This window comes from Sphingobium sp. LSP13-1-1.1, assembly GCF_040676415.1.
GTDB lineage: Bacteria > Pseudomonadota > Alphaproteobacteria > Sphingomonadales > Sphingomonadaceae > Sphingobium.
In genome coordinates this window covers 15,370-40,140 of record NZ_JBEGHU010000006.1, presented here as the reverse complement: position 1 = coordinate 40,140, position 24,771 = coordinate 15,370, and the positions used below count along the sequence as shown (strand labels likewise).

Sequence of the window (24,771 nt, the reverse complement as noted above, 5' to 3'; positions counted from 1 at the left end):
TATTTCCGCCGCTCTACGTGCGCCGCCAGGCCCATTTTTAACGGGCCGTTTCAACAGGGGATCCTATGCAACATGATTTCGTCTGGCCGCGCGCCGGCGCACCGTTCGTTCGTCTTGCGCTGAGCTGCGGCGTTGCCGGTTGGGCCTTGGCTTCGTCTCAGGTCATGGCCCAGGCGCCGGCCGTGGATGACGATATGGGAGCGATCGTCGTCACCGGCACCCGCCCGATCGCGGAGTCCGAGGCGGCGGCCCTGGAAATCCAGAAAAACAGCGACTCGCTGGTCACGGTGGCGGCGTCCGACTCGGTCGGTCGCCTGCCTGACCAGAACATCGCGCAGGCCGCCAGCCGCCTGCCCGGCATCAGCGTCGAGCGCGACCAGGGCCAGGCCCGCTACATCAATCTGCGCGGCGCGCCCAAGACCTGGACCACCCTGTCGTTCGACGGCATCAACGTGGTGAGCCCGGAAGGCCGCGACGCCCGTTTCGATTCCATCCCGTCGGCCATTGCCGGCAAGATCATCGTGTCGAAGGCGGTGACGCCCGACATGCCGGGCGAAACGGTCGCCGGCAACGTCAACGTCATCACGCGGTCGGCCTTCGATTATGACGGCTTCCATCTGGCGGGGAAGGGCGGCCTTGGCTTTGCCGAACTGGGCGACAGGAAGGAATATGAAGGCGCGCTGGTCGTTTCCGACCGCTTCCAGACCGGCATCGGTGAGATCGGCGTGCTGCTGTCGGGCAGCTATTATGAGCGCAACATGGTCACGGATAATTTCGAGACCGATTATGAGCGCGTCAGCCGGGATGCCCGCCCTGGCAACGAAACGCGCTTTTGGGCCCATGAAGCCGAAAACAAGCTCTATCGTCTGACCCGCAAGAACTGGTCGGTTTCCGGCCGCCTGGATTGGAAGCCGGACGCGCGGAACACCATCTCGCTGCGGTCGATCTATACCATCTTCACCGATGACGAGGCGCGGGACAATTACCGCTTCGATCTGGACGACAGGGAATCCGACCTGTCGAGCAGCAGCGCTGCCTGCACGATTACGCCCAACGCGACGCCGGCCACTTCGGGCTATGCCGACGTCTGCATCGGCAACACGCCGCAGCAGGGCACGGTCTATGGCATCGACATCCGCCAGCGTTCCACGCTGCGCGCCTTTCGCCAGTCGGTCTTCACCAATACGCTGGCGGGCGATCATGAATTTGCCGACGGCTGGAGGCTGAGCTGGGTCGGCAACTATACCGAATCGAAGGACGACCGATCGGTCGTGGGGGAGGCGACCTGGGACAGCCCGGGCACGCGCAACCTGCGGCCGACCGTCGCCTATGATTTTTCCGACCCGAACCTGTCGCGCCTGACGCTCTACCGCACGCTGCAACTGGCCGGCCCGACCCGCTATGCCGCCGGTGCGCGGGTCGTGGACGTCGACAGCTTCACCAAGCCGCTTTCCGGCTTCACGGTGCTGGACGCGGTGGACACGACCAAGGCGTATACGGGTCGCCTGGTTCTGGCGCGTGAGCTGGAACATGCGACGCTGAAGGGCGGGATCCAATATGACCGCCGCACGAAGATCGCGGACGAACGGCAGATCACGCTGAACGCCGCGCAGGCCGCGACCGTCCTGCCCACGGACTATAACCAGTTCTCGACCGACCAGAAGTTCCTGGGCGAGATCCCGATGGGCTACACCTTCCATTATTTCGACACGGACAAGATGCGCGCCGCGTCGAAGGCGGCGCAAGCGGCCTATGCCTTCGCGCCGAACACCGGCAATAATTACGATGTGCGGGAGGAGATCATCGCCGGTTACCTGATGGGTACCTTCCGCTACGACTGGGGTTCGGTGGTCGGCGGCGTGCGCGTCGAGCATATCAAGAACCGGGGTTCAGCCGTCGGCACCATTGCGGGGGTCAGCGGTCTCGTCACGGCAGAGGCCACGCAGACGCTGGCCTTCCCCAGCATGCACATCAACTATAATATCGACGACACGAAGAAGCTGCGCCTGTCCTTCAACAGCGGCGCGGCGCGCGCCGATTATGACCAGTTGCGGCCCAATGTCGTCGTCAACGACAGCAATGAGACGATCTCGGGCGGCAATCCGGCGATCAAGCCCGAGCGCGCCTATGGCGTCGACGCCTATTTCGAATGGTATCTGCGTCCGCAGGGCTATCTGATGATCGGCACCTTCTACAAGAAGATCGAGGATTTCCTCTACACCTCCTCCCGCACCTTCAATTCGGCCGCGCTCAACAGCAACGGCATCGACCGGTCCGGCTATACGTTCAGCGGCCTCGTCAATGGTGGTTCGGGCCGCATTTATGGTCTGGAAGCGGCTGCGCAGTTGCAGCTTGAGCCATGGACGGACGATCTGGGCCTGCCAGAATTCCTGGGCGGCTTTGGCGTTTCGGCCAACATCACGCTGAACAACAGCAAGGTCGATCTGGGCAACCGCAAGCTGCGGCTGCCCGGCACGTCGGACTTCGTCTACAATATTGGCGGCTATTACGAGAAATATGGCCTGTCGATCCGCCTGCAATATCAGAACCGCAGCAAATGGCTCGACACGGTGGGTAGCCTGGCCGATGCGGGCGACACCTATTGGGATTCGGACGACGAACTGGACTTCTCGGCGCGCTATGCGATCACCCGGAATTTCGAGATCTATTTCGACGCATCGAACCTGCTCAACCATCCGGGCCGCCGTTTCTCCGATCCGGGCAGCCTGCTGCGCGCAAGCGGCGTGCAGGCGCCCAACAGCAGCAACCAGACGATCGAGTGGGAACGTTTCGGTCGCCGTTATACCGGCGGCATCCGGTTCAACTTCTGATCCGCAGAAGCTTCAGGAATAAAGAAATTAGGGGGTCACCTGAGGTGGCCCCCTTCATTTCATCCTTCGGCCCCTGTCGGAGGTTTGTCAGGCTGGTCCCAAAGGTGCGCTGGCCCAGCGACGAAGGCGCGCGTAAAGCGCCCAGATCACGCCGAAGAAGGCGATTACCGACAGCGGCACGGCCCAGGGGTTCTCCGCCACCAGCGCCATGGGGGCGTCGCTGTCCGTCGCCGCGACGATCCCGGCAAAGGCGACGCCGAACAGGCTTTCCCCGACGATGAAGCCGGTCGCCATCAGCACCCCCATGCGCTCGGCAAATTCGGGGCTGGACTGGCGCAGCGCCCAACGATTGTAGAGATGCCCGATCACCGCGCCGACCGGAATCAGCAGGGTCAGCGCCATCGGCAGGTAGATGCCCATGCCGACCGCTAAAGGCGGCAGGCGGAGCCTGCCCGCCTTGCCCAGCAGTTCGTCGATGGCGACGACGATCACGCCGATGCCCGCGCCGAAGCCGATCAGGCCCCAGTCGAGATCGCCGCCCAGCACGCCCTTCGCCAGGGCGGAGATCAGCGCGGCCTGCGGCGCGGGGAGGGCGGTCGCCTTGGCGCCGGGCGCGCCCGCGAAGCCGAAGGCGCTGTTCAGCAGGTCCAGCACCGGGGGGATCACCAGCGCGCCGAAGATCACGCCCAGCACCAGCGCGATCTGCTGCTTCCACGGCGTTGCGCCAACCAGCTGGCCGGTCTTCAGATCCTGAAGATTGTCGTTGGAAATGGTTGCGACGCCGAAGACGATGGCAGTGACGAACAGCGCATAGGCGATCAGCGCCTGCGCCTGCTTCGGATCGCCGCCCGACCCGTAGATGGCCGCCAGGATCAGCGAGGCGCCCAGCACCGCGAGAATGCCGACGCCGGAAATCGGACTGTTCGATGCGCCGATCAGCCCCGCCATATAGCCGCAGACCGATGCGATGACGATGCCCGCCACCAGGATATAGGCCAGCGTCAGCACGATGATCGGCACGGGGTTGAGCGCGATCGGCCCGCCCTGCGCGAAGATCCAGAGCAGCACCGCGATCGGCAGCAGCGAAGCGAGGATGGTGCCGCCGACGACGCCGATGGGAAGATCGCGTTCGCTAAGGTCGAGCAGGCCGGCATTGCCGGACTTGCGGACCTTCGCCGCCGTCATGGCGGACCGGATGCCGCTGACGATCGGTCCCAATATCTTGAGCAGGGTCCAGATGGCGGCGATGCCGATGGTGCCGGCACCGATGAAGCGCGCCTTCATCCGGAAGGTGGTGCCGACGAGTTCGCTCAGATCGGCGCCCGTCGGAAGAGGGGCGGTAAGGTAGGGCACCAGGCCGACCCAGCTTATCAGCAGGCCGAAGAACATGGCGATGCCCACCGACAGGCCCACCAGATGCCCGACGCCGATCAGCGCCATGGAAAAGCTGGTGGAAACGCTGGACGCGCCCGCGCCGAATTTGAAGTAGGTTGCGGCTTCCTCCGCGATCAGCCTGGTCTTGGCCAGGATCGCGAAGGCGGCTGCGGCGACGGAGCTGGCGACGATGGCGGCCAGGCCGCGCTTGTTCTCCTCCAGCCCCTCGCGCGAACCGGCGCCGACTTTCAGCACTTCGGCGGCGGCCACGCCCTCGGGATAGGGCAGGTCGGAACCTGTCACCAGCGCGCGGCGCAGCGGCACGGAATACATGACGCCCAATATGCCGCCCAGCGCAATGGTGAAGGCGCTCAGCCAATAGGGAAAGCCCTGCCACCAGCCGATGATGACCAGGCCCGGCAACACGAAGATGATGGCCGACAGCGTGCCGGCCGCCGATGCGATGGTCTGGACGATGTTGTTTTCCAGGATCGTACCGGTCGCGAACAGCCGCAGCACGGCCATGGAGATGACGGCGGCAGGGATGGAGGTGGCGAAGGTCAGTCCGATCTTGAGGCCCAGATAGACGTTGGCGGCCGTGAACAGCAAAGTGATGAGCGCGCCCAATATGACGCCGCGAAGCGTCAGCTCCGCCATGGGGGCCGCCTTGGCCGAATCACTTGTCACTCGTCTGTCCCCTTGCCTGCGGCTGTTTTACCGATGTCTGGTAATAATGTTGCTTGGCTGTGGATCAATCGGAAAGTGCGCGCGAAGCGTCACGAGGCGGCGCCCCTGGTGTCGCCGGCGACGGCGGCATCCAGATAAGCATCGACCAACCGCGTCCAGAGCGTGTAGCCGCGCGGATTCATGTGCAGCCCGTCAGGCCGGAACAGAGATGCGTCGGGCAGGCCGTCCGGCGCCAGCAATACGCGGCCAACATCCAGATAGTCGAAACGGCTTACCCGCGCCCGCGCCGCCACGGTCATGTTGACCGCCGCCATTTTCGGCCAGAGCGTCCAGCGCATGGGGCTGGGCTTCAAGGACAGATAGGCGATATGCGCCTTGGGATAATCGGTGCGCAGTTGCCTGAGCAGGGCCAGCACATTGTTCGCCACCTCGGCCGGGCTGGCACCGGCGGCCAGATCATTTTCCCCGACATAGACCAGGATGGAACGCGGCTTCGCCCTGGGCAGCAGGCGCTTGTAATAATGCAGGACATCAGGGGTGGTCGCGCCGCCGAAGCCCCGGTTGATGGCGCCGATGTCAGGGAAGCTGCCGCCGATGTCCCATAGGCGAATGCTGGAGCTGCCCAGGAACAGCGTGGCGTCCGTGATTGCGGGACCGGCCTCGTTGGCCTTGGCAAATGCCTCGATCTCGCGCGAGAACGGAAAGGCGGGATCGGCATTGACCTTGAGCGCCGGTGCCTGTTCGGCCGCGTGCAGCAGGCCGCCAGCCCCCAGCAGCAGCGCAAGGCCGATCAGCGCCCGGCCCGCCCGGAGGCGGCCCCTAGTGGCGATGCAGGGGGCGGAGTTGATATTTGCCGTTGGCATAGGTGCCGAACATGCCGGAGATGGCGGGATGATCGACAGGCTCCTCGCTGTCGTCCGCGATCAGGTTTTGCTGGCTGACATAGGCGACATAGCTGCTTTCGCCATTTTCGGCGAGCAGATGGTAGAAGGGCTGATGCTTGTCCGGCCTGACCTCCTCGGGAATGGCCTGATACCATTCTTCCGTATTGGCGAAGACGGGATCGATATCGAACACCACCCCGCGAAAGCCGAAAAGGCGGTGCTGCACGACATCGCCGATGCTGAAGCCGGCGTGGACGATGGGCGGGGCTGTAACATCGGTTCCGAAAATCTGAATCGCGTCGTTCATGTGACACAATTTAGGATGCTTGCGGTGCGAAACAAGAAAAATGCTCGCCGCTGCTTGGCAAGGTGAAAATCATTCGCTAATGGCCGCCGCTCGACCGGGACGGCACGCGCCGAACCTTCTGCGGAGAGGTGGCAGAGTGGTCGAATGCACCGCACTCGAAATGCGGCGTGCCGGCAACGGTACCGAGGGTTCGAATCCCTCCCTCTCCGCCACCATCCTGTCCTTTCACATCCGTTCCGAATCGCTGAAGCCTAGCTTTTCTGCGGCTTTCAGCGTGATTCGTATCCACGTCCATCCCTGCCAGTCCACCAGTGACCGATTGGAAATGTGGGAAAGAATGTGGGAGATTTGGTCGCATGGGAAAGCTCTCCGCCAGCGCTGTGAAGGCAGCAACACGCCCTGGAAGGTTAGGTGATGGCGATGGCCTTTTCCTCGTGGTTCAGCCCGGTGGTGGGAAGAGCTGGGTCTGTCGGGTGCAGAAAAATGGCAACCGGCGTGACTTTGGCCTCGGCAGCGCTTCGAAAGTGTCATTAGCGACTGCGCGCGAACGGGCACGGGAAATCCGCACCTGGGTCGAACTCGGCCTGGATCCGATCTTCGAGCGGCGCAAGGCCCAAGGCATTTCCACATTCTGCCAAGCGGCTGCCCGGGTGATTGCGGCCCACAGCAGGACATGGCGCAACGAGAAGCACGAGAAGCAGTGGCTCCAGACGCTCGAAGCCTATGTGTTCCCGCATATCGGCCATGTGCAGGTTCACGAGATCACCGGCCCGATGATCCGTAACCTGCTGTCGGACATCTGGCTTGCCAAGCCGGAGACGGCGCGGCGGGTTCGGCAGCGGATCGGCACCGTGCTCGACTGGGCCTATGCTTCGGGCTACCGCGAGAGCGAGGCGCCGATGAGGGCGATCACCAAAGGGCTCCCCCGCCAACCCAAGAAGGAGGGGCATTTTGCGGCCATGCCCTATGCAAGGGTCCCGGCCTTCATGGTCAAGCTCGCCGAGCGGGAATCCTTTAGCCGTCTGGCGCTGCGCTTTGCCATCCTGACCGCCGTGCGATCCGGCGAGGTTCGCGGGGCGGCGTGGGAAGAATTCGACCTGGAGGAGAAGCTCTGGACGATCCCGGCCGCGCGGATGAAGGCGGCGCGCGAGCATGTCATTCCGCTGTCGGCACCAGCAATCGCCATCATCGAGCGTTGCCGCGAACTGCGGATCGGATCGCGATCGCTCGTGTTTCTCGGTGCCAGGGGGGACATGCCAATGAGCGACATGACGCTCACGAAGCTGCTTCGCGAGATGAAGGAGGACGCGACCGCCCACGGATTTCGCTCTGCCTTCAAGGACTGGGTCAGCGAGGAGACCAACCATCCCGGCGAAATTGCGGAAGCGGCGTTGGCGCACCGCGTTAGGGACAAAACGGAAGCTGCGTATCGGCGAGGCAACCTTCTCGAGAAGAGGAGGAAGCTGATGGACGAATGGGGAGCTTATTGCGGGAAGTGATGATTGGCTGCGACCCTTCCTGGCCGCTCAGCGGCCAAATTTCGCTCACCGGCAGCGGACATTTCATTGCCGCGTGCGGGCCGGTCATTATATCCGCTTTGTCGACGTTCCAGTTAGTCCGCTTCCGAGCGGCAGCCCGTTGAAGCTGTCGTTTGTTCAGCCTTAGCGCACGTTGGTACTTAGAACGCCGTGAACCGCTCCTGAAAAGCGGCTGCAATTTCCGCGATCACCGATGCGGCGATTAAATGCGGATCGCGCAGCTGGTGAACCAGACCAATCGGCGCCTTGATCCTTGCGATGCCTTCATTGCTGCACCCGGAAGCGACCAGGCCTTCAACGCGGCGGGCATGAGCTCGCCGGCTACCGAGCGCACCTACATAGAAGGCGTCGCTGCCCAACGCCCGGCGCAGCACCATTTGCTCCCATTCATGATCGTGGAACATCAGGGCTATCGCAGTGCCCCCGTCGATGCGCAAATCAACGGGCGACGAAAGCCCCCGCAGTTCCCGCACGGAAATTCCGGCATCGCGTGCCTTGGTCAGCGTGATGTCATCCGGCGAGACCAGCTCGACCTGCACATCGGCTGCCGCAGCCAGACGCGCCAGGACCAGCGCCTCCACGCCGGATCCCACGATCAATAGCCGGATCTTCGGTCGAACCACATAGGCCGCTGTGCCGGGCGAGGCAGGTTCCATTCCGGGGTACCACCGGAGCGAGCCGTCCGTTGCCAGTGCGATCGCCCCGGCCTCCCGTTCCGCCTCAATCATGGCCCGCAGGGCCGGCAGATGATGATCCGCGACGGGATATATCAACAGTTCGATTCGGCCTCCGCACGGCAACACCACGTCGATCCTGCCGCTGCCCCGCCCATATTGTACGGCCGCCGGCCGATTTTCGACGATTGCCTTGCGCGCTTGCGCCACCAGGTCCGCCTCGACGCAGCCGTTCGACACATAGCCTGCTGTGGTGCCCGTAATGCTGGCCGCCATTCGCAGGCCGGGCTCGCGCATGCTGCCCCCATCGACCGCAGTGACGAAAACCAGCGCCACGCCGATCCGGGCCTCGGCGCATTCGACGACAAATCGGGCGACGTCCCGTGGGTGGCTGACCATGTCGATGCAGTGCGGCCCGTTCGTCATCCGCCGACCAGACGAGCCGCCACCGAAAACCGCATCAACGTTGCGAGCGCCTTGGCCTTGTCTACCAACTCGTGTGGCCGCCGTCCGCGGCGATGACCGATCCCGTCATGAACGAAGATTCGTCCGACGCGAGGTGCAGGATGGTTTTCGCGATCTCGGCGGGGTGGGCAAAGCGCTTGAGGTGCTGGCGACCGGTCAACTTGGCCAGCAGATCCGCTCGGTCCTCCGGCGGTAACCCGGCCAGAAGCCCTTGCGCCATGCCGGTGTCGATTCCGCCCGGACAGATGACATTGCATCGGATGTCGGGCGCCAGTTCGGCCGCCAATGCCCGCGTCATGCCGATGATCGCCGCCTTGGAAGCACAATAGACGCTCATGTGGGGCAGCGATACCAGCCCCCCGACCGACGAGACGTTGACGATCGCCCCGCCGCCCGAAGCGCGGATGGCCGGCGCGGCCTTCTGCATGGCGATGAGTTGCGAGAAGCAGTTGACGTGCATCACACGGTCGAACTGGGCCAGCGTGACGTCGGCCAGATCGCCGGGCCCCAGAATGCCGGCGATATTGCACCAGGCGTGCAGGGCGCCAAACCGTTCCATGGCCAGGCTGACCAACGCGGCGTGGGTTTCCGGCTGGGTCGCGTCACCCGGAACCGCAACGACCTCGGTTCCTTCGGCCATCAAATCCATTTTCAGAATATCCAGCGCCTGCTCGTCAATGTCGGTCAGAGCCAGTTTCGCGCCTTCGCGCGCCATCAATCGCGCGGTCGCCAGGCCAAGTCCCCCCGTGGCGCCAGTCATCGCGACGACCTTGGCGGCAAGACGGCCCGACCGGGGAAGCTCAGTCGGCATTTTGTCCTCCAAGCAGAGCATGTACCGCCCGCCGTGTCATCACGCGCACAAGATTGGCCCGGTAGTCCGCGCCCGCGTGAAAATCGCTGATGAGTTCCGGCAGATCGAAGGTCAGTCGATCGATGCCTTCGGGGCTGCCGTCGCGCAACAATTGTTGCTCGACGTCCGGCATCCGGAATGCCCCCGCGCCCGCTCCGGTGACTGCGACCCGCCAGCCACGGGGGCCATGGGCGACGGCCACGGCGGTCATGGCGTAACCCGAAACCGGGTGCCGGAACTTGGCATAGGAAAATGCCTGGTCAGTGGGGATGCGCACCTGCAGGACAAGCTCGCCCGGTTCCAGCGCGGTCTCGAACAATCCTGTCAGGAAGGCGTCGGCAGGCAACTCGCGGCGGTCTGTGACGACCACCGCATCGAGCGCGAGGATCGCCGCCGGGTAATCGGCCGCCGGATCGTTGTTGGCGATCGAGCCGCCGATCGTACCCCGGTTACGGACCTGGACGTCACCGATGCCGTCGGCCAGCAGCGAAAGCCCGGGAAGCCGGGACTGCACGAGCGCGCTGCCTGCGACGGCAGCGTGCGTTGCCATGGCGCCGATCTGCAGTTCGCCTTCGTCTTCCTCGATCTCGCTCAGCAGTGGAACCCCCGCCAGGTCCACCAGCTCCGAAGGACCGGCAAGCCGCTGCTTCATGGTCGGCAGCAAGGTCATGCCTCCGGCCAGCGGCCTGGCATCGGAATCGCCCGCAAGGATATCGAGAATGTCCGAAAGAGTTTCAGGGCGAGAATAGACGAATTCTCTCATTGGCCGGTCTTCCGGCTGGCGGAAATCACGGCCGCGATGATCGGCTGGTACCCGGTGCAGCGGCACAGATTGCCTTCCAGCGCATGGCGGACCGCAGCCTCGTCCGGCGAGGGGTTCGTGTCCAGAAGCGCGGCGGCAGCCATGATCATGCCGGGCGTGCAATAACCGCACTGAAGGCCGTGCTCCTCGCGAAACGCCTGCTGCAGCGGGTGATCGCCCCGTGGACCGAGCCCCTCGATCGTGGTGACCGCCTGCCCTTGCGCCTGGAGCGCCAGCATCGTGCAACTCTTCACGGCCTGCCCGTCGCAATGAACGGTGCAGGCACCGCATTGGGTGGTATCACAGCCGATGTGCGTGCCCGTCAGACCCAGAACATCGCGCAGGAAATCGACCAGCAGCAGCCGCGCGCTGACCATCTCGCTGACTTCCCGGCCGTTCACAGCAAGCGAAAGTGGGTAGAGCTTTTCCATGATCAGGGCTTGAGTGTGTACATGACGGTCATGAAGACCAACAGCGCTGCCAGCACCAGGATCGTGAACGACTGGGCATCGAACCACCGCCGGGCGGATTCCGCGACAGCCGGTGCGGGACGGGGCTGCGCGCCTGCAACAGGCAAGGGCACCCGCCCATCTCCGGCGGGGATCGGTGCAGCCGGCGCTTCGCCCGGAATTGCGGATATATCCGGGGCCGTTCCGGCTTCGACGATCGCTCCGAACTTGTCGAAGAACTCAGCCGCATATTTTTTGGCGAAAGCCTCGATCAGGCGCGAGCCGATCTGGGCCAGCTTGCCGCCGATCTCGCTGCTGACATCATAGGTAAGCCGCGTGCCCTCCGTCTCCTGCGCAAGGCGGACCAGCGCGGCCCCCTTGGCGAAACCGGCCGCGCCGCCTGATCCTTCGCCGACGATGCGGCAGCTTTCCGGCGCCTGGAGATCCTCAAGCCGGATTCGACCATTGAACCTGGCCTTTACCGGCCCGACGCGGGTCACCACCGTCGCCACCCAGTCGACCGGTGTCTCGCGCGTGATTTCCTCGCACCCCGGGATGCATTGGCGCAGGATATCGGGATCGTTGATCGCCTGCCAGACCAGCTCGCGCTCGGCGCGGATCAGCGCTTCACCGACGAGCTTCACGCCGGTTCTGCCTTGCGCGAGGCGGCGGCATCGATCGCGGACCATATGCGCGCCGAAGTCAGCGGCATTTGCAGGTCGGTGACGCCAAGCGGGCGCAGCGCATCAAGCACCGCGTTGACCACCGTGGGCGGCGCGGCGATCGTGCCGGATTCCCCCACGCCCTTGACCCCGACGGGGTTGGTCTTGCATGGAATTTCCTCAAGCCTCGCGGCTATGGTTGGCATCGTGTCTGTCCTCAACATTCCATAGTCTGAAAAGCTGCCGCTCAGCAGTTGGCCGGTGGCCGGGTCGTAGACGACCTCCTCGACCAGAGCCTGCCCGACGCCTTGGGCGATGCCGCCAATGATCTGGCCCTCGCAAATCATCGGGTTGATCGCCTTGCCCACGTCATCGACGACGGTGTAGCGGTCTATCCGGATGGCACCGGTTTCGGGGTCGACCTCGACCTCGCAGACGTGCGCGCCGTTCGGGAAGTTCGGCGCTTCACCGCCGGCCGTGCCTACGGTCGATAAACCCAGGGACTGGCCGCCCGGCACGCCCATCGGCGCGAAGAAGCCCCTGACCACCTGCTGCAACGAGACAGTGCGGTTCGTGGCCTTGGCCCGGAAAAGGCCTTCGCCGAATTCCACGGCATCGAGGTCCACCTCAAGGATGCTTGCCGCCATAGGCGAACAGCGCGCGATCGCCTCGTCGGCTGCGGCCCGAAGCGCTGTACTTGCCAGCATGGAGCTACGGGCGGCATAGGTCCCGCGACCGAATGTCACTGCATCCGTATCGCCCTGAACATGTCGGATCTGTTCAGAGGGGATACCGAGCCAGTCGTGTATCAGCTGCGCAAAGGCGGTCGCATGCCCCTGGCCGTGCGAATGAGTGCCGGCGAGGATCGATACTCCACCAGACGGGTCGAAGCGCAGTTCCATGCGCTCGTTGAACACGCCTGCGCTCTCGATATAGCAGGTGACAGCGCGTCCGCGAACGAGCCCTCGGCCTTCTGACGCCTGCCTGCGCGCCGCGAAGCCTTCCCAGTCGGCCAGTTCGAGGCATTTATCCATCATTCCGGCGAAATCGCCACTATCATAGGTGAAGCCGGTGGGGGTCGCATATGGCAAGGCCTGCTCGGCGATCAGGTTCCGGCGCCGGATCTCCACCTGCCCCAATCCCGAAACGCGGCCCGCTTCATCCATCAGCCGCTCAAGCATGAAGCATGCCTCGGGCCGGCCTGCGCCGCGATACGGACCCGTGGGCGAGCAATTGGTGAACATGGCCGACGTCCGCACATCAATGGCGGGGATGTCGTAGACCCCGGGCAACATGCGCATCGAAAAGGTGATCGGCGCAACCGTGGCCGAAGCGACATAGGCGCCCAGCGCGTGATAGGCGCGTACGCGCAGGCCTATGGCCCGGCCATTTTCGTCGAAGGCCATCTGCGCCGAAGCAACCTGGTCGCGACCATGATTATCGCCCGCCAGTGATTCCGAACGACTGGCAATCCACCTTACCGGCCGCCCCAGCTTGCGCGCGGCCCATAGAACCAGCGCATCCTCGGGATAGGGGTCGGCTTTCATTCCGAACCCGCCACCGACATCGGGAGAGATGACGCGCAGGCACGTTTCGGGAATGGCGAGGACCGAATTCGCCAGCATCTTGCGGACGCCGTGCGGGTTTTGCGAGCTGGTGTGCAGGATGTACTGACCATCGCCATCATTCATGACGAACTCGCCCAGCGCACATCGCGGCTCGATCGAGTTGGCCGAGAGGCGGTTGTTGCGCAAGTCAAGCCGCACGACGAAAGCGCTGCGGGCGAACGCCTCGTCCGTGCGTTCGGGGTCGCCAAATGCCAGTGTAAAACTGCGGTTCCCTTCGCAACCAGGCCAGATTTCCGGCGCATCGGACGCCGCAGCGCCGTCCGGCGTCGTGACGCAAGGACGGGGGGAATATTCTATCTCGACGCGTTCCGCCGCGTCGCGGGCCTGGTCGGCGGTCTCCGCTACCACGGCGACTACCCTGTCACCGACACAGCGGACCCGATCGGACACCAGAATGGGGCGGATGGTGCGAAAGCCGGGCGGGCCGCCGGCGTCCTCCGGCATGAAATAGGGCGGCAGGCCGCCAAGACCTTCATTCTCGGCATCCTGTCCGGTGAGGACCAGAAGCACGCCCGGCGACTCCATTGCGGCCTTGACGTCGATGCGGACAATGTCCGCATGCGCCTGGTCCGAATAGATCACGCACATATGCGCCATGCGAGCCCGCTTGACGTCACCGACGTAGCTGCCGGCGCCCGTCAGAAAGCGACGATCCTCGCGACGCCGGACCGCCTGGCCAATGCCAAAACCGGACACTTTTCCTCCCCGCTCGTTACCGCCTTGGTCGATCATTGGCGTGGACATCCCCACGGCTTGACGGCGGTGCGATATTGAATTTAAGGCCGTGTACGAAAGAGGCAAGAGATTTCTGTATGACCGTACGAGAAAATGAAAAGGCAATGCGCAAGGGCGAGCGCACCAGGCAGGCGATCCTGAACGCGGCCGAAGCCCAATTCGCCCTGTCCGGCTACGAAGCCGTCTCGATCCGTCAAGTAGCGGACGCAGCAGCCCAGCACCTCGGGGTCGTTACTTATCACTACCCCAATAAGGAATTGCTGTTCGAAGCAGTTGTCGCGCGCCGCGCAGAAGAACTCACCCAAAGGCGGAAAGAAAGACTGAGCGATCTGGTTGATCCGACAATCGAAGCTTTGCTCGACGCATTCCTCGATCCCTTTCGCGACAAGGTCGAAGGAGGGTCTGACGGTTGGCGCAGATACGCGCAGATATTGGCGCACATCGCTCAGGATGCGCGCTGGGCGCCATTGGTGGACCGCCTGTTTGGCGAAACGGGTCGAAAGTTCATCTCGCTCATGCGCGAGGTGGAACCGCGACTTACCCTTGACACGGCGACACAGGGTTATGTCCACCTGATTTCCGTCATGGTGGGATTGTTCGCGTCGACCAAGCTACTGGACCGCCTGTCCAACGGGAAGATGTCGAGCGATCGTCTCTCGGAAAATTATGATCAGGCCATTGCGTTCCTTGCCGGCGGCATGCGCGCTCTCGCTGCGCAATCGCCCTCGATGCCCGATGCCAAAGCATTTTCAGGAAAGGCGGACATCGGACTTCCGTCTGAAAATGCCCCATCAAATTGAACCGGACGATTTCCTCGAGGCGATAGCCGTCTGCCGTGATCTTGAAATCCAGAGCGGGTTTCGATCTGATTGAATCAGCTCGCCGCTCTGGAATCCTTGTTTGCCGCGATTTCTTAATCAGCGATCGGTTCCGATCGCTTGGAAATCGCGCTAGTTCACCGACAGATCACGCCTGAGCGCGGCCAGGCGCGCCTGGCGCGGAGCAACCCCGAACTGACGCCGGAACGCTCGGCTGAAATGCGACGCATCGTTGAAACCCCAACGAAAGGCGATTTCTCCGATCGATATATCCGTCATTTGCGGATGCACGATTTCTCCCTTGCAGCGCTCCAGTCGCTCGCGCCAGATGCGCCGCATCAAGGGCTCAGCCTCACCCTCAAACAATTCGTAGAGATAGCGCAGCGACAGTCCGACGTTGCGGGCGATCAGAGAAGGGGAAAGGTCGGCGTCCGCCAGATTCTGCCGGATGAACGTCAAAACCCGTTGGCGATGGGCAGCCTGGCCGCCCGCCGACACCGGAGAAAAATCCTCAGCCATGCCGCAAAGCACGGTCGAGAGGATCAACGGTATCGTGTCAGCCACCTTTTCGGCTGCATCGGCGTTGAGTTGCATGCCGACACGAAAGAGTTCGTCGCTATACGCTCTGAATAACGCGGCCGGACCTGTATTCGTCTGCATCGCAATCGCCGTGCAGCTGTCGACATTGGGAAAATAGCAACGCAGCGCCGCGCAGGGAACGTAGATGGACGTGGTGCAAATTTCGCCGGTTTCTATCATGAACGGTCGAGCAGGATCGACGAGAAACATGTCGCCGGGGTGGATCATGCTTTCTCGCCCTCCCTGGCTGACAAATGCGGTACCCTCGCGGTGAACGCTCACCAGATAGCTGGGAACCGGGCTTGGCTGCGAACTGGCGGGTTCGGTGATATGCGGAGAAAAGCGCAACTTGGCGAAACGCAGGCCGGGCCGCGCAAATCCATCGACCGCGCACTCCAGCGCCTGCGAGCCCACGGGCCGAATATTCAGTCCGATCGAGAACAGCGAGGCCATGTCCTTGCGAAACTTGGATGATCGCCGACCGCTGGGCACACCAGCTGTAGTGAAGGTTTCCGCCCGGAGCGCAGCCTCGGCCATTATTGCCCCTCTCCCCGCAAGCAATTCCATTTTCGCAAGGAGAATTACCGGAAAATAGTACATCTATCCAGAAAAATCTGTGACCTGTCCAAATTTGCGCCGCAAGGCTCTGACCGCACAGTCCGGGGTGGTGAGTACCGTCGCGCCCGTGACCCGCGCAATTTCCGGTGCTGCCCTGGCCAGGCTGAATTGGGCCAGTGCGACTACGCGTTCGGAACTGAAACCCTGTGCCGCGACCGCAGACAGGCGGTCATGCTCGGCAAAATCCCCGGCCTCCGCTGCCTCCAACGCCCCGACGGCAAGACGGGGTTCGACATCAAGCGATCCTGGAAATTCACCAAGCATGGAACCGAGAGTCGGCGCGAACGTGGCGAGGAGGCCGACTGGCCGCCCCAGCGCGACAGCCTCGTCGATCATCGCCTCGTTCGGCTTCAGCACGGGAATGTCCATCATCCCCGCCACCGTCTCGATCGCCTCGCCAAAGGCCGAGCAGGTAAACAGGATAGCGTCGGCGCGCGCGAACCTGATCGCATAGCGCGACAATTCGACAAAGCGCCCGATCATGGACTCCGTCAGGATTCCATCGGCCGCGCGGTCGACCGACAGGCTGTCATCGAGAATATGGACGCGTTCCGCCTCTGGCCACAATCGCCGGAAGCTCTCCGTGATGGGATCGAGCGACAGCCGCAGGGCTGAGATCAGCGCAATCCTGGGCGGTGCCATCAGATCGGTTCCGCCAGCTTGGCCAGCGACTGCTCGACAAGGATGGTCTGCTCCTCGGGAGGCCGCCCATCCTGCTCGCGCCGGCCGATCTCAATCGAATTTTCGGTGACCAGCCGACAGCGGTCATAGCGACGGGCCATGAACGCCGCGAACATGCGCGCCACGTCTCCCCCGGAACGTCGCAATTCGTCGGCCAGCACGAGGCCGTCCTCGATCGCCATGCCGGCCCCCGAAGCCAGCTGCGGGGTTGTCGGATGAGCCGCATCGCCGACCAGGATGATGCGCCCGCTGTACCAGGGCGCAGGCAACAGGAATGCCTCAAGAGGGCGCACATTGATGACCGAATCCACCGTCAAGCTATCGCGGATCCCGGCCAGAATCCCCCCATAGCTTGCCATCAGCTCCTGCAAGCGGACGTGCAGTTCGTCGACGGGGTAGATTGGCGGCCGCGGGCCAACCTGAAGCAGGAACATGTACATGTGGGTCTGGGATACCGGCGACAGCCCGATCTTGTGCGGGCCCCCAAGGAAAAAGTGCCGCCGGTCGATGCCCGCGGGCCGCGTCGTGTACAGGCGCCACACGGTCTGCCCGGTATATTCGGCCTGGTCGGCATCCGGAAAGATCGCCGCGCGTGTCGCGGAGAAGACACCGTCCGCGCCGACCACGAAGTCGTAGGTGCGCGTCTGGCCGTCGCTGAACCGCGCCTCGACGGCATGGTCGCCCTGGTCAAAGCCGTCGACCGTGCAACCCAGGCGAACATCGGTGCCGACATCGCGCACCCGGCTCGACATGATCCGGTGAAGGTCGGGCCGCATCACGCCACCGCTGCCGGGCAGATCCTCCCCCAGCTCAGGGTCCGGCAGGTGCGTGACCGGCTGCCCGTTGACGTTGCAGACCTGGATTCCGTTTCCGGCAAACCCGACTTCAAGAAATTCCTCGAGCAGGTTGAGTGCCTTGATCGCGCGCAGGGTCGGCCGAGTCACGGTGATACCGGCGCCCGTGACCCGCCATTCGGGATCCTTGTCGATCAGATCGACGGCAACACCCAACTGACGCAGGCACAGGGCAGTCGCCATGCCGCCGACCCCGCCACCAACGATCAGAGCCTTCAGATCATTCAGCTTGTTCATGGCATCAACTCTCAATGGTGGAGGACAGGTGCCCACCGACAAGGTCGGTGAATTGCCGTGCTGCCTCCACGTTCATAAGATGGGCCGCGTTCACACGCTCCAGATGGCTGTTCGGGACTGCCCGTGCGATCGTCTCCAGCGCCTCGATCGGCACCGCCACGTCGTGCTCACCGGCAACAACCAGCGTCGGGCAGGCGATCCGCGAGAGTATGGCCCGGTTGTCCAGCCCGGCGATCGCCTCGGCCGCAAGCGCATAACCCTCGGCCGGTGTCGCGAGGACCAGCTGGCGGATCGTATCGACACGCGCCTTTGCAGATACGAGGAACGCCGGCGTAAACCATCGCGCCAGTATGTCGTCTACCTGGCCGCCCATTCCATCGCGGCGCGCTCCAGCGGCGCGACTACGCCACATTTCCTGGACAGGCGGCGGCGGATATGCCGTGCCCCCGGCCAGCACCGCCGAGGTCACCCGTTCGCGCGCCATCACCGCCATGGCCTGCGCGATAGAGCTGCCGAACGAGAGGCCAACCACACCGAACCGCTCCACGCCCATGGCATCCAGCGTTGCCAGGACTGCGACAGCATAATCCTCGATGGATCCGGCAAACGGCGGCGCCGCGCTTCTCCCATGGCCGGGCAGGTCAAGGGCTATAACGTGGAAGCGCTCCGCCAAGACCTCGATCTGCGGATCCCACAACGCTGAGGATGTAGCGATCGCATGCAACAGCACGACCGCTGGCCGCGTATTGGCTCCGGCGGTGCGGCCCGAAAGCACCGCACTCATTCACCCCTCCATCGGCCCAGAGCGATGCCCGTGTACCATTCGCTGACCGGCTCGTAGTGGTTCAGTTCGAAGTTGCGGCAACCAGCAATGCCATGCGCGACGAGCCAGTTGCGGATTTCCTCGGCGCCGTTGCCGGCGCTATTGACTTCCGCCTCGGAAAATGAGGTCAGCGCATCTTCGTCGGTTCCGCCGAGCAGTTCGAGGAAGCGCCGGTCGAATTGTTCGTTGACGTAGCCCATGCGCGGCGTGCCGACGTCGTGAGCGATGCCGCCGGTGGCGAGCACCACGACCCGTTCGGCGCCATCGTAGGAACGAATTGCCTCGGCCATTGCCCGGCCAAGCTCGATGCAGCGCATCATCCTCGGCAGGGGTGGCTGGACGCAATTCACCAGGATCGGCACCACCGGAAAGTCGCCGCAAATGCCGGCCAGCGTGAGCGGCGTGACCATGCCGTGATCGAGCACGAGTTCGAGCGAAAACGCCGGGTCGAAGCCGCTGTCCAGGCAATGTTGCAATATGTGCGCGGAAAGGCTGCGCGCGCCCGGAATGGTCTTGCGGTCGACCTTGAGCCAGCCCTCGATCGGGCCGTCATAGGTGTCGGCGATGCCGATGCAGAACGCCGGCATGTTGCCAAGAAAGAAGTTGTGAAGATGATCGTTGGACACGAGCACGATCGCGTCCGGGTCCAGTCGGGCGATTTCTTCGCCCGTCCGGCGAAACTCGTCGAACACCTGACGCGCCACCTCCTCTGCCGGCGCGTGCGGCAGATTGGTCATCACCGGGGTGTGGCTGACGGCGAAGATCCCTGCAATTTCAGCCATTTTCCAGCTCCTTGCCAGCCTTCCTCAGCGCGGCGAGATACTCCTGTTCCGGGATCCGGAGTTGCAGGCAGTAAGCGCGCAGCAGATAGGGGTTGGCACCCAGCAGATAGAGCTGCGTGACGTCGGTGTGCTCGAGTGCCGCGGTTGCCGCCGGGGTCAGTTCCGGATAGCTTGCGATATAGACGTCGGGATTGGCGAAATAGCGTTTCTCCTCGTCCCGGTCATGCTGGATCCGGTAAAGAACCCGGTTGATCTGATAGGCCTCGCCCGTCGGAATGGCCTGTAGCCAATTGTTGATCATTGGGCGCGCTCCTTCACCATGCGGCATGTCCAGTCGATGATCAGCGGAAGGGTTTGTGGAGTGATCCCCATGTGCCCGCCGGGGAACATCCGCACCGACTTGGGTTCTCCGTGGCCGACGAGCAGGTCGATGTCGGCAACCGGACATTGTTTGTCCTCTCGCCCGTTCACCAGCAGCATTGGGGCGCAGGGGCCGTCCAGCATGCCGGCATCGAGCAGCGACAGGCGCTCGAAGAATTCTACATATTCGCCTTCTGTGCGAGCGCCGAGCATCCGCATCCGCGTCTCGACGAGCTCCATCAGGTAGCTGTCGGGATAACGCGAGCTTTCGATCCAATCGCGCTGGAACATGAAGTGGGCGCCACCGCCCCAGTTGACGCCGCAGGCGATCCGATCGGGATAGAGGTGGGCCAGCCGCGTTGCCCAGTAGCCGCCGAACGAACGGCCGAGGCATCCGGGCAACCGGCCCGACAGATCGTCGCGCGCGGCCAGCCAGTCGAAGACCGGCAGAAACTGCTGTTCGGCGCCGGGCCGACCCTTGACTGGCGATTCCCCGGTTCCCGGCCCATCTATCGCGACTGTTGCTACCCCCTGCTTGAGCGCAAGGTCGCTCGCCGCAGTCATCTGCTCCTTCCAGGCGTCGACACCACCCCACATGACGATGACCGGCGGTCGCTCTATGCCCTTCGGGCGCCGCAGCAGGAACACAACCTCATCGCCGTCGCCTTCTTCGCCCTGAAACGGAACGCTGACCCGCTCGATCGGCGGATCGAACAAGGCGCCTGCAGCGAGATAAGCGTCGCGCTCGCGTGCTGCGCTTGCCAGCTTGTCGGGATGATTGGGGCAAGGAAACCGACCCAGGAAGAAGAAGCCGTCCGCCCGCAGGAACTGCGCCTTGGCGTCCTCGAGCTTGCCGGCCTCGCGCGCAGCGACGCCGGCGGCAAAGGCAGCCTCGCCGGCGGCGGTCCAGGCCGCAGCCCAGTTGACCGGATCAAGGCCCTGCAACTGGGCGACGACGCCTTCTGTGTCCTCGTAGCTCAGGTTGTTCATCGGGTGGATGCGCTTTCGGGTGCGATCCAGCATCCAGGCTTTGGCTTCTTCGAGCGTCCTGGGGCGTTCATGAACGGTATCGGCATTCGGCATCGGGGTTTCTCCGCTTTGCGGCTCAAGGTGAAATCAGTTCAAGAGAGCGATTGCGCGTCTCGACGGCGAAGATCAGACAGATTGCCCCTGCCAGCGCGCCGAGACAGGCGAAGATCGCGAAGATCATCCCCAGCCCCGCCGTATCGACGATCAGACCGACGGCCATCGGCGCAACGATGCCGGCCAGGATCGACACCGCATATCCAAGCGACACGCCGATCACGCGCATACGGGTCGGGTAGAGCTCGGGGGCGTACAGGATCATTCCGATCGAGATTGCCGAGACGAAATAGAAGCTGATGCATCCGCCCACGAGCATGTGGTTCGCGCTCTCCAGCCCGTTGACTCCCAGGTTGAAAAACGCGGCCGCGGCCAGCAGAAACGCAGTGCTGAACCAAATCCGTCGCCCGACAAGGTCGATCGCCAGCGCCGTGGTCAGCGTCCCCGAGAAACCCGCCGCTTGCGTGATCATCGCATTGCGCAGGCTGTCGCTGAGAGACAGGTGAAACAGCCCGTGGTAGAGCGTGGGCAGCCAAGTAACCAAGCCGTAGTTCATGAAGAAGCAGCAGAAGTACATCGTCCACAGCATGGCTGTGCGTCGGCCATAGCCCTGAGAAAACAAGCCGCTGAGGATGGCGAAGCTGAACGGAAAGATTGGCTTGTCGTTCGACTTGCCTGGTAAATCCGTGACGCGGGCTTCGGTTGTGTTCCACAAGGTAGAACCCGGTGTCGTGGACCCCGCGCTCGCCGCTTCAATGCGCCGCACTATGGCGTCGGCTTCCGACAGACGGCCCCGGTGCACGAGCCATCGGGGCGATTCCGGCACGAAACGGATCATCATCGGCAGCACCAAAACCGCTGGCAGGGCGCCAATCGCCAGAAACGGCCGCCAGCCGAAATGCAGGATAAACCACCAGCCCAGCAACGCGCCCGCGAGCAGGCCGAGCGGAAAGACCAGTTCGTACAACAGCACGAAACGCCCGCGTCCTTGGGCCTTGGCAATTTCCGAGATGTAGGTGACTGCGATGGGAACTTCCGCGCCGAGGCCAATGCCGGTGAGGAGGCGGGCCGCGACCAGCCAATGATAATTCGGGGCCAGTGAAGCTGCCAAGCTCATCGCGGAATATAGCGCGGTGCAACCGATCAACGCCGCCCGCCTGCCGCGCGTCTCCGCGATCATGCCGAACAGGAGCGCGCCGATGATTTCCCCGACGAACAAGGCCGACAGCAGGAAACCGGACTGAGCTTGTGTCAGATGCCATTGGGCCTTCAATTCAGGCAAGGCATAAGCGATCGCCAGAACTTCGAAGGCGTTGAAGAAGGTGGCAGTACCGACGACGAGCCTGAGTTTGATCTGCCAACTGGTGAGAGGCGCGTCCTCCAGCCTGGCAATGATGCTTTCGCCGGTCAGGGCCATATGAGAAGCGAAATCACCCATGTCGGAAACGAGGCCCTGTACATTTCTGTGTGAGAAATGCCGGCCGTCCCTGTATCGCGACGGCCGGCAAGGCAGGCGGGCTAGAAGTTGACCGACGCCCGAACGCCATAAGTCCGCGGTGGCAGGATATTGCCCCACCACGTCCTGTCGCCGCTGTTGAAGCTCTGCTGGGCGTTGTTGAACACCTGGCTGTTGGTGACATTGTTGACGTAGGCGGACAAACTCCAGCGATCCTCGGCCGCCTTGTAGGTCAGCGTCAGGTCGGTGATCTGATAGGCCTTCTGATGTGCGAACGCCGGTGCGCCGATCGTCAGATCCGTGTCGGACTGGATGTTGCTGCGCACCCCCGCCACGATCGTGCTGTCGCCCGGCAGATGGAACGTATGCTGCCAGGACAGCGAGGCGTTCCACATCGGGGCATTCGGTACCGGCTTGCCAGCGCAGTCGACGATCGGGATGTGCAGGATCGGGTTCATGCCGATTGCGGGGCAGGTGACCTGCGAAGTGGGCGTGAACACATAATTGTCGAACCGCGAATGCAGGTAGGACAGATTGGCGGTCAGCAGATCGTCCGGCGTGGCAAGGAAGGTCGCTTCCACGTCGGCGCCATATTCCTTCAGATTGCCGACATTGAGGATCGGGAAGCCGACCACCGGCGGATAGAGCACGCTCAGCGCGCCGTTCTGCTTTTTCTTGAAGCTCCAGTAGAACAGCTCGACGTTCAACTGCAGCCGATTGTCGAGGAACCGGTTCTTGGTACCCAGCGCATAGGCGGTGATACTTTCCGGCTCGTAGCTGTTCTTGTAATTGAACGTACCGGCCGGTGCATTCACGCCATCGTTGAAACCGCCGGCATGGAAGCCGGTCGAGACGTTGGCGTAGACCATCGAGCGCGGCCCGATGTCGTAGTCCACCCCGATCTTCCAGTTCGTCGCCTTCCACGAGCGGCTGTCGTTGCTGGGAACGATGCACTCCGACGTCGGCAGATTATAGGTCGTGCCCGCGACACCAACCGGGCAGAACGGTGTCCCCCCGATATCGGTGTAGGCCGGCTGGCCGATGCGGAAGAGACCGGAGATCGACTTCTTCTCGTAGGTATGGCGCAGGCCGCCGGTCAGGCGCAACTCTGGCGTGATCGAATAGGTCACCTGGCCGAACGCTGCATAGCTGGTGTCGGCGAGGTGATAGTCGCGACGGATATAACCCTGGTTGGTGATAAGGCCGCCGGGCACCTGATTGAAGTTCCAGTACCGCTCGAACGGATCCTGGGTCTCGCGGAAATAATAGAGACCGACAAGCCACTTGAGCGGGCCGTTACCATCGGACGCGAGGCGCGCCTCGTAGCTCTGCTGGTCAGCGGGCGTGCGGATGATGGTCTGGTAGCCGCCGGCCGGATTGACCCAATTTGCCAGGGTGTGCCGATATGCCGGGAGGAAGGTAAAGGTGAAGCCCGGGCCACGCCAATCGAATTGCCCGGACACCCCCCAGGTGCTGTTGTTCAGGAAGCTCCCCGGTGCCCAGCGGCCCACAGTGTCGGGATTGAGCGCATAGCCGCCGACGCCTGCGCCATAAAGATTGGGATTGTAGGTGACGGTGTTGGGCGGAACGCACTGGTTCGCGCCGGGCAGCAGGGTACATCCTACACCTGGATTCTGAAGTGTTCCATCATAGTTCGCCGGCGCGTAGAAGCCGAGCGGCGGCCCCTGCCACGCATCAGCGGTGATCGCCGTGGCATGGGTTGCCGTGGTGTTCATCACTACCTGGCCGACGCCATTGCCATGGTCGCGCGAATAATCGCCCGCGATGTAGATGCTGAAGTCGCTGCTCGGTTCAAAGCGCAGCGAAACGCGGCTCGCGACGGTGTTCTGGTCATCCATTCCGGTGCGCTCGATGTAGCCGTCATGCTTGATGAAACCGACCGCGGCGCGCATCGCAATTTTGTCGTTGAAGGGAAGGTTGACGACGCCCTTCAGATCAACGGCGTCGTAATTTCCGTACTGCGCATCGAAATGCGCGCTGGTTTCAAAGTCCGGATGATTGGTGATGTAGTTGATTGCGCCGCCCGTCGCGTTGCGGCCGTACAGCGTGCCTTGCGGCCCCTTCAGGACTTCGATCCGCGCAACGTCGAGGAAAGCGCCGGAAAGCGCAGTGCCGCGCGCGACATAGGCGCCGTCGATGCTCTGCGCCACAGCCATGTCACCGAACGCGTTTATGATCTGCGCACCGATGCCGCGGACATAAATATTGTTCAGCCCGCCGAAGCCGCGACTGACCGACAGCCCCGGCACCAGCTTCACGAGGTCTACGGGCTTGGACACATTGGCTTCCTGAAGGGCGCCACCGTCCACTGCCTGAATGGCGATCGGCGTGCGCTGCAAGCTGCTCGACCGACGCTCGGCAGTCACCACGATGTCGGCCAGCTGGCTGGATACTTCCTGCGGCGACGCCGTCGATGACGCCGACTGCTGTGCAGCCTCCTGCGCGAATGCCTGACCAGAAGCGATCAGCGCAAGCGGTGCAGCGGAAACCCAGAAAATGGCCCTGAAGCGCTTTGGCATTTCATTCTCCCCTACTTCGCTGCTTCTGTGGACGGCCGGAGGATGTGCGCGAGC

At 63.2% G+C, this 24,771-nt stretch carries 21 protein-coding genes and 1 tRNA gene; 4 read left to right on the top strand and 18 right to left on the bottom strand.

Features of this window, described 5'->3' with window-relative positions:
• Nucleotides 1–65: 65 nt before the first annotated feature.
• Nucleotides 66–2,831, top strand: a complete 2,766-nt coding sequence (locus tag MRBLSP13_RS05550; RefSeq protein WP_363753230.1) for a TonB-dependent receptor — start codon at nt 66–68, stop codon at nt 2,829–2,831.
• Between the two features lie 87 nt (nt 2,832–2,918).
• Here the strand turns inward: MRBLSP13_RS05550 and MRBLSP13_RS05545 are convergent, their stop codons facing one another.
• The 3 genes from MRBLSP13_RS05545 to hspQ all read right to left on the bottom strand — a co-directional run bounded on the left by MRBLSP13_RS05545 (nt 2,919) and on the right by hspQ (nt 6,083).
• Nucleotides 2,919–4,862, bottom strand: a complete 1,944-nt coding sequence (locus MRBLSP13_RS05545; RefSeq protein WP_414714698.1) for an OPT family oligopeptide transporter — start codon at nt 4,860–4,862, stop codon at nt 2,919–2,921.
• Nucleotides 4,863–4,981: 119 nt separating this feature from the next.
• Nucleotides 4,982–5,755 carry a GDSL-type esterase/lipase family protein gene (locus MRBLSP13_RS05540; RefSeq protein ID WP_363738146.1) on the bottom strand — a complete coding sequence of 258 codons (774 nt, stop codon included), beginning with the start codon at nt 5,753–5,755 and terminating at the stop codon, nt 4,982–4,984.
• On the bottom strand, nt 5,712–6,083 hold the full coding sequence (gene hspQ, locus MRBLSP13_RS05535) for a heat shock protein HspQ (protein ID WP_133653889.1): 372 nt from the start codon (nt 6,081–6,083) through the stop codon (nt 5,712–5,714). Before hspQ ends, MRBLSP13_RS05540 begins: the two co-directional genes overlap by 44 nt.
• Nucleotides 6,084–6,205: 122 nt before the next feature.
• On the opposite strand from hspQ, the gene MRBLSP13_RS05530 reads away from it, so the two are divergent.
• A tRNA-Ser gene (locus MRBLSP13_RS05530) sits at nt 6,206–6,295 on the top strand.
• A 144-nt stretch (nt 6,296–6,439) separates the two neighbouring features.
• Complete coding sequence (locus tag MRBLSP13_RS05525; RefSeq protein WP_363753224.1) at nt 6,440–7,582, top strand: tyrosine-type recombinase/integrase; 1,143 nt, start codon at nt 6,440–6,442, stop codon at nt 7,580–7,582.
• Between the two features lie 179 nt (nt 7,583–7,761).
• Here MRBLSP13_RS05525 and MRBLSP13_RS05520 read toward each other — a convergent pair whose 3' ends face one another.
• The 6 genes from MRBLSP13_RS05520 to MRBLSP13_RS05495 all read right to left on the bottom strand — a co-directional run bounded on the left by MRBLSP13_RS05520 (nt 7,762) and on the right by MRBLSP13_RS05495 (nt 13,883).
• A complete protein-coding gene (locus MRBLSP13_RS05520) occupies nt 7,762–8,721 on the bottom strand; it encodes an XdhC family protein (RefSeq protein WP_363738149.1) in 960 nt (319 codons plus the stop codon).
• A 61-nt stretch (nt 8,722–8,782) separates the two neighbouring features.
• A complete protein-coding gene (locus MRBLSP13_RS05515) occupies nt 8,783–9,571 on the bottom strand; it encodes an SDR family NAD(P)-dependent oxidoreductase (RefSeq protein WP_363753221.1) in 789 nt (262 codons plus the stop codon).
• The gene (locus MRBLSP13_RS05510) at nt 9,561–10,373 is read right to left on the bottom strand and encodes an FAD binding domain-containing protein (RefSeq protein WP_363738151.1); all 813 of its coding nucleotides are present in this window, start codon (nt 10,371–10,373) and stop codon (nt 9,561–9,563) included. Before MRBLSP13_RS05510 ends, MRBLSP13_RS05515 begins: the two co-directional genes overlap by 11 nt.
• Nucleotides 10,370–10,843 (bottom strand): (2Fe-2S)-binding protein, encoded by a 474-nt coding sequence (locus MRBLSP13_RS05505; RefSeq protein WP_363738153.1) that lies wholly within the window; start codon nt 10,841–10,843, stop codon nt 10,370–10,372. Before MRBLSP13_RS05505 ends, MRBLSP13_RS05510 begins: the two co-directional genes overlap by 4 nt.
• Before the next feature lie 2 nt (nt 10,844–10,845).
• Entirely contained in the window at nt 10,846–11,505 is a 660-nt protein-coding gene (locus MRBLSP13_RS05500; RefSeq protein WP_363738155.1) for an SRPBCC family protein, read from the bottom strand.
• Nucleotides 11,502–13,883, bottom strand: coding sequence for a xanthine dehydrogenase family protein molybdopterin-binding subunit (locus MRBLSP13_RS05495; protein WP_363753218.1), 2,382 nt, complete (start codon nt 13,881–13,883; stop codon nt 11,502–11,504). The genes MRBLSP13_RS05500 and MRBLSP13_RS05495 overlap by 4 nt, the downstream gene beginning before the upstream one ends.
• Before the next feature lie 107 nt (nt 13,884–13,990).
• Here MRBLSP13_RS05495 and MRBLSP13_RS05490 point away from each other — a divergent pair, with 107 nt between their 5' ends.
• The gene (locus tag MRBLSP13_RS05490) at nt 13,991–14,686 is read left to right on the top strand and encodes a TetR/AcrR family transcriptional regulator (RefSeq protein ID WP_363753215.1); all 696 of its coding nucleotides are present in this window, start codon (nt 13,991–13,993) and stop codon (nt 14,684–14,686) included.
• A gap of 150 nt (nt 14,687–14,836) precedes the next feature.
• On the opposite strand, the gene MRBLSP13_RS05485 is transcribed toward MRBLSP13_RS05490, so the two are convergent.
• From MRBLSP13_RS05485 to MRBLSP13_RS05445, 9 genes are all read right to left on the bottom strand, one after another.
• On the bottom strand, nt 14,837–15,820 hold the full coding sequence (locus tag MRBLSP13_RS05485) for a helix-turn-helix domain-containing protein (protein ID WP_363753212.1): 984 nt from the start codon (nt 15,818–15,820) through the stop codon (nt 14,837–14,839).
• Between the two features lie 63 nt (nt 15,821–15,883).
• Nucleotides 15,884–16,543, bottom strand: a complete 660-nt coding sequence (locus MRBLSP13_RS05480) for an aspartate/glutamate racemase family protein (RefSeq protein WP_363753209.1) — start codon at nt 16,541–16,543, stop codon at nt 15,884–15,886.
• Entirely contained in the window at nt 16,543–17,673 is a 1,131-nt protein-coding gene (locus tag MRBLSP13_RS05475; protein ID WP_363753206.1) for an FAD-dependent oxidoreductase, read from the bottom strand. Before MRBLSP13_RS05475 ends, MRBLSP13_RS05480 begins: the two co-directional genes overlap by 1 nt.
• A gap of 4 nt (nt 17,674–17,677) precedes the next feature.
• On the bottom strand, nt 17,678–18,457 hold the full coding sequence (locus tag MRBLSP13_RS05470) for an alpha/beta fold hydrolase (protein ID WP_363753203.1): 780 nt from the start codon (nt 18,455–18,457) through the stop codon (nt 17,678–17,680).
• Entirely contained in the window at nt 18,454–19,278 is an 825-nt protein-coding gene (locus MRBLSP13_RS05465) for a 2,3-dihydroxyphenylpropionate 1,2-dioxygenase (protein WP_363738168.1), read from the bottom strand. The genes MRBLSP13_RS05470 and MRBLSP13_RS05465 overlap by 4 nt, the downstream gene beginning before the upstream one ends.
• The gene (locus MRBLSP13_RS05460; protein ID WP_363738170.1) at nt 19,271–19,579 is read right to left on the bottom strand and encodes a hypothetical protein; all 309 of its coding nucleotides are present in this window, start codon (nt 19,577–19,579) and stop codon (nt 19,271–19,273) included. Before MRBLSP13_RS05460 ends, MRBLSP13_RS05465 begins: the two co-directional genes overlap by 8 nt.
• On the bottom strand, nt 19,576–20,721 hold the full coding sequence (locus MRBLSP13_RS05455; protein WP_363738171.1) for an alpha/beta hydrolase family protein: 1,146 nt from the start codon (nt 20,719–20,721) through the stop codon (nt 19,576–19,578). Before MRBLSP13_RS05455 ends, MRBLSP13_RS05460 begins: the two co-directional genes overlap by 4 nt.
• A gap of 22 nt (nt 20,722–20,743) precedes the next feature.
• The gene (locus tag MRBLSP13_RS05450; protein ID WP_363753200.1) at nt 20,744–22,159 is read right to left on the bottom strand and encodes an MFS transporter; all 1,416 of its coding nucleotides are present in this window, start codon (nt 22,157–22,159) and stop codon (nt 20,744–20,746) included.
• An 80-nt stretch (nt 22,160–22,239) separates the two neighbouring features.
• The gene (locus MRBLSP13_RS05445) at nt 22,240–24,717 is read right to left on the bottom strand and encodes a TonB-dependent receptor (RefSeq protein ID WP_363753198.1); all 2,478 of its coding nucleotides are present in this window, start codon (nt 24,715–24,717) and stop codon (nt 22,240–22,242) included.
• Nucleotides 24,718–24,771: the final 54 nt, after the last annotated feature.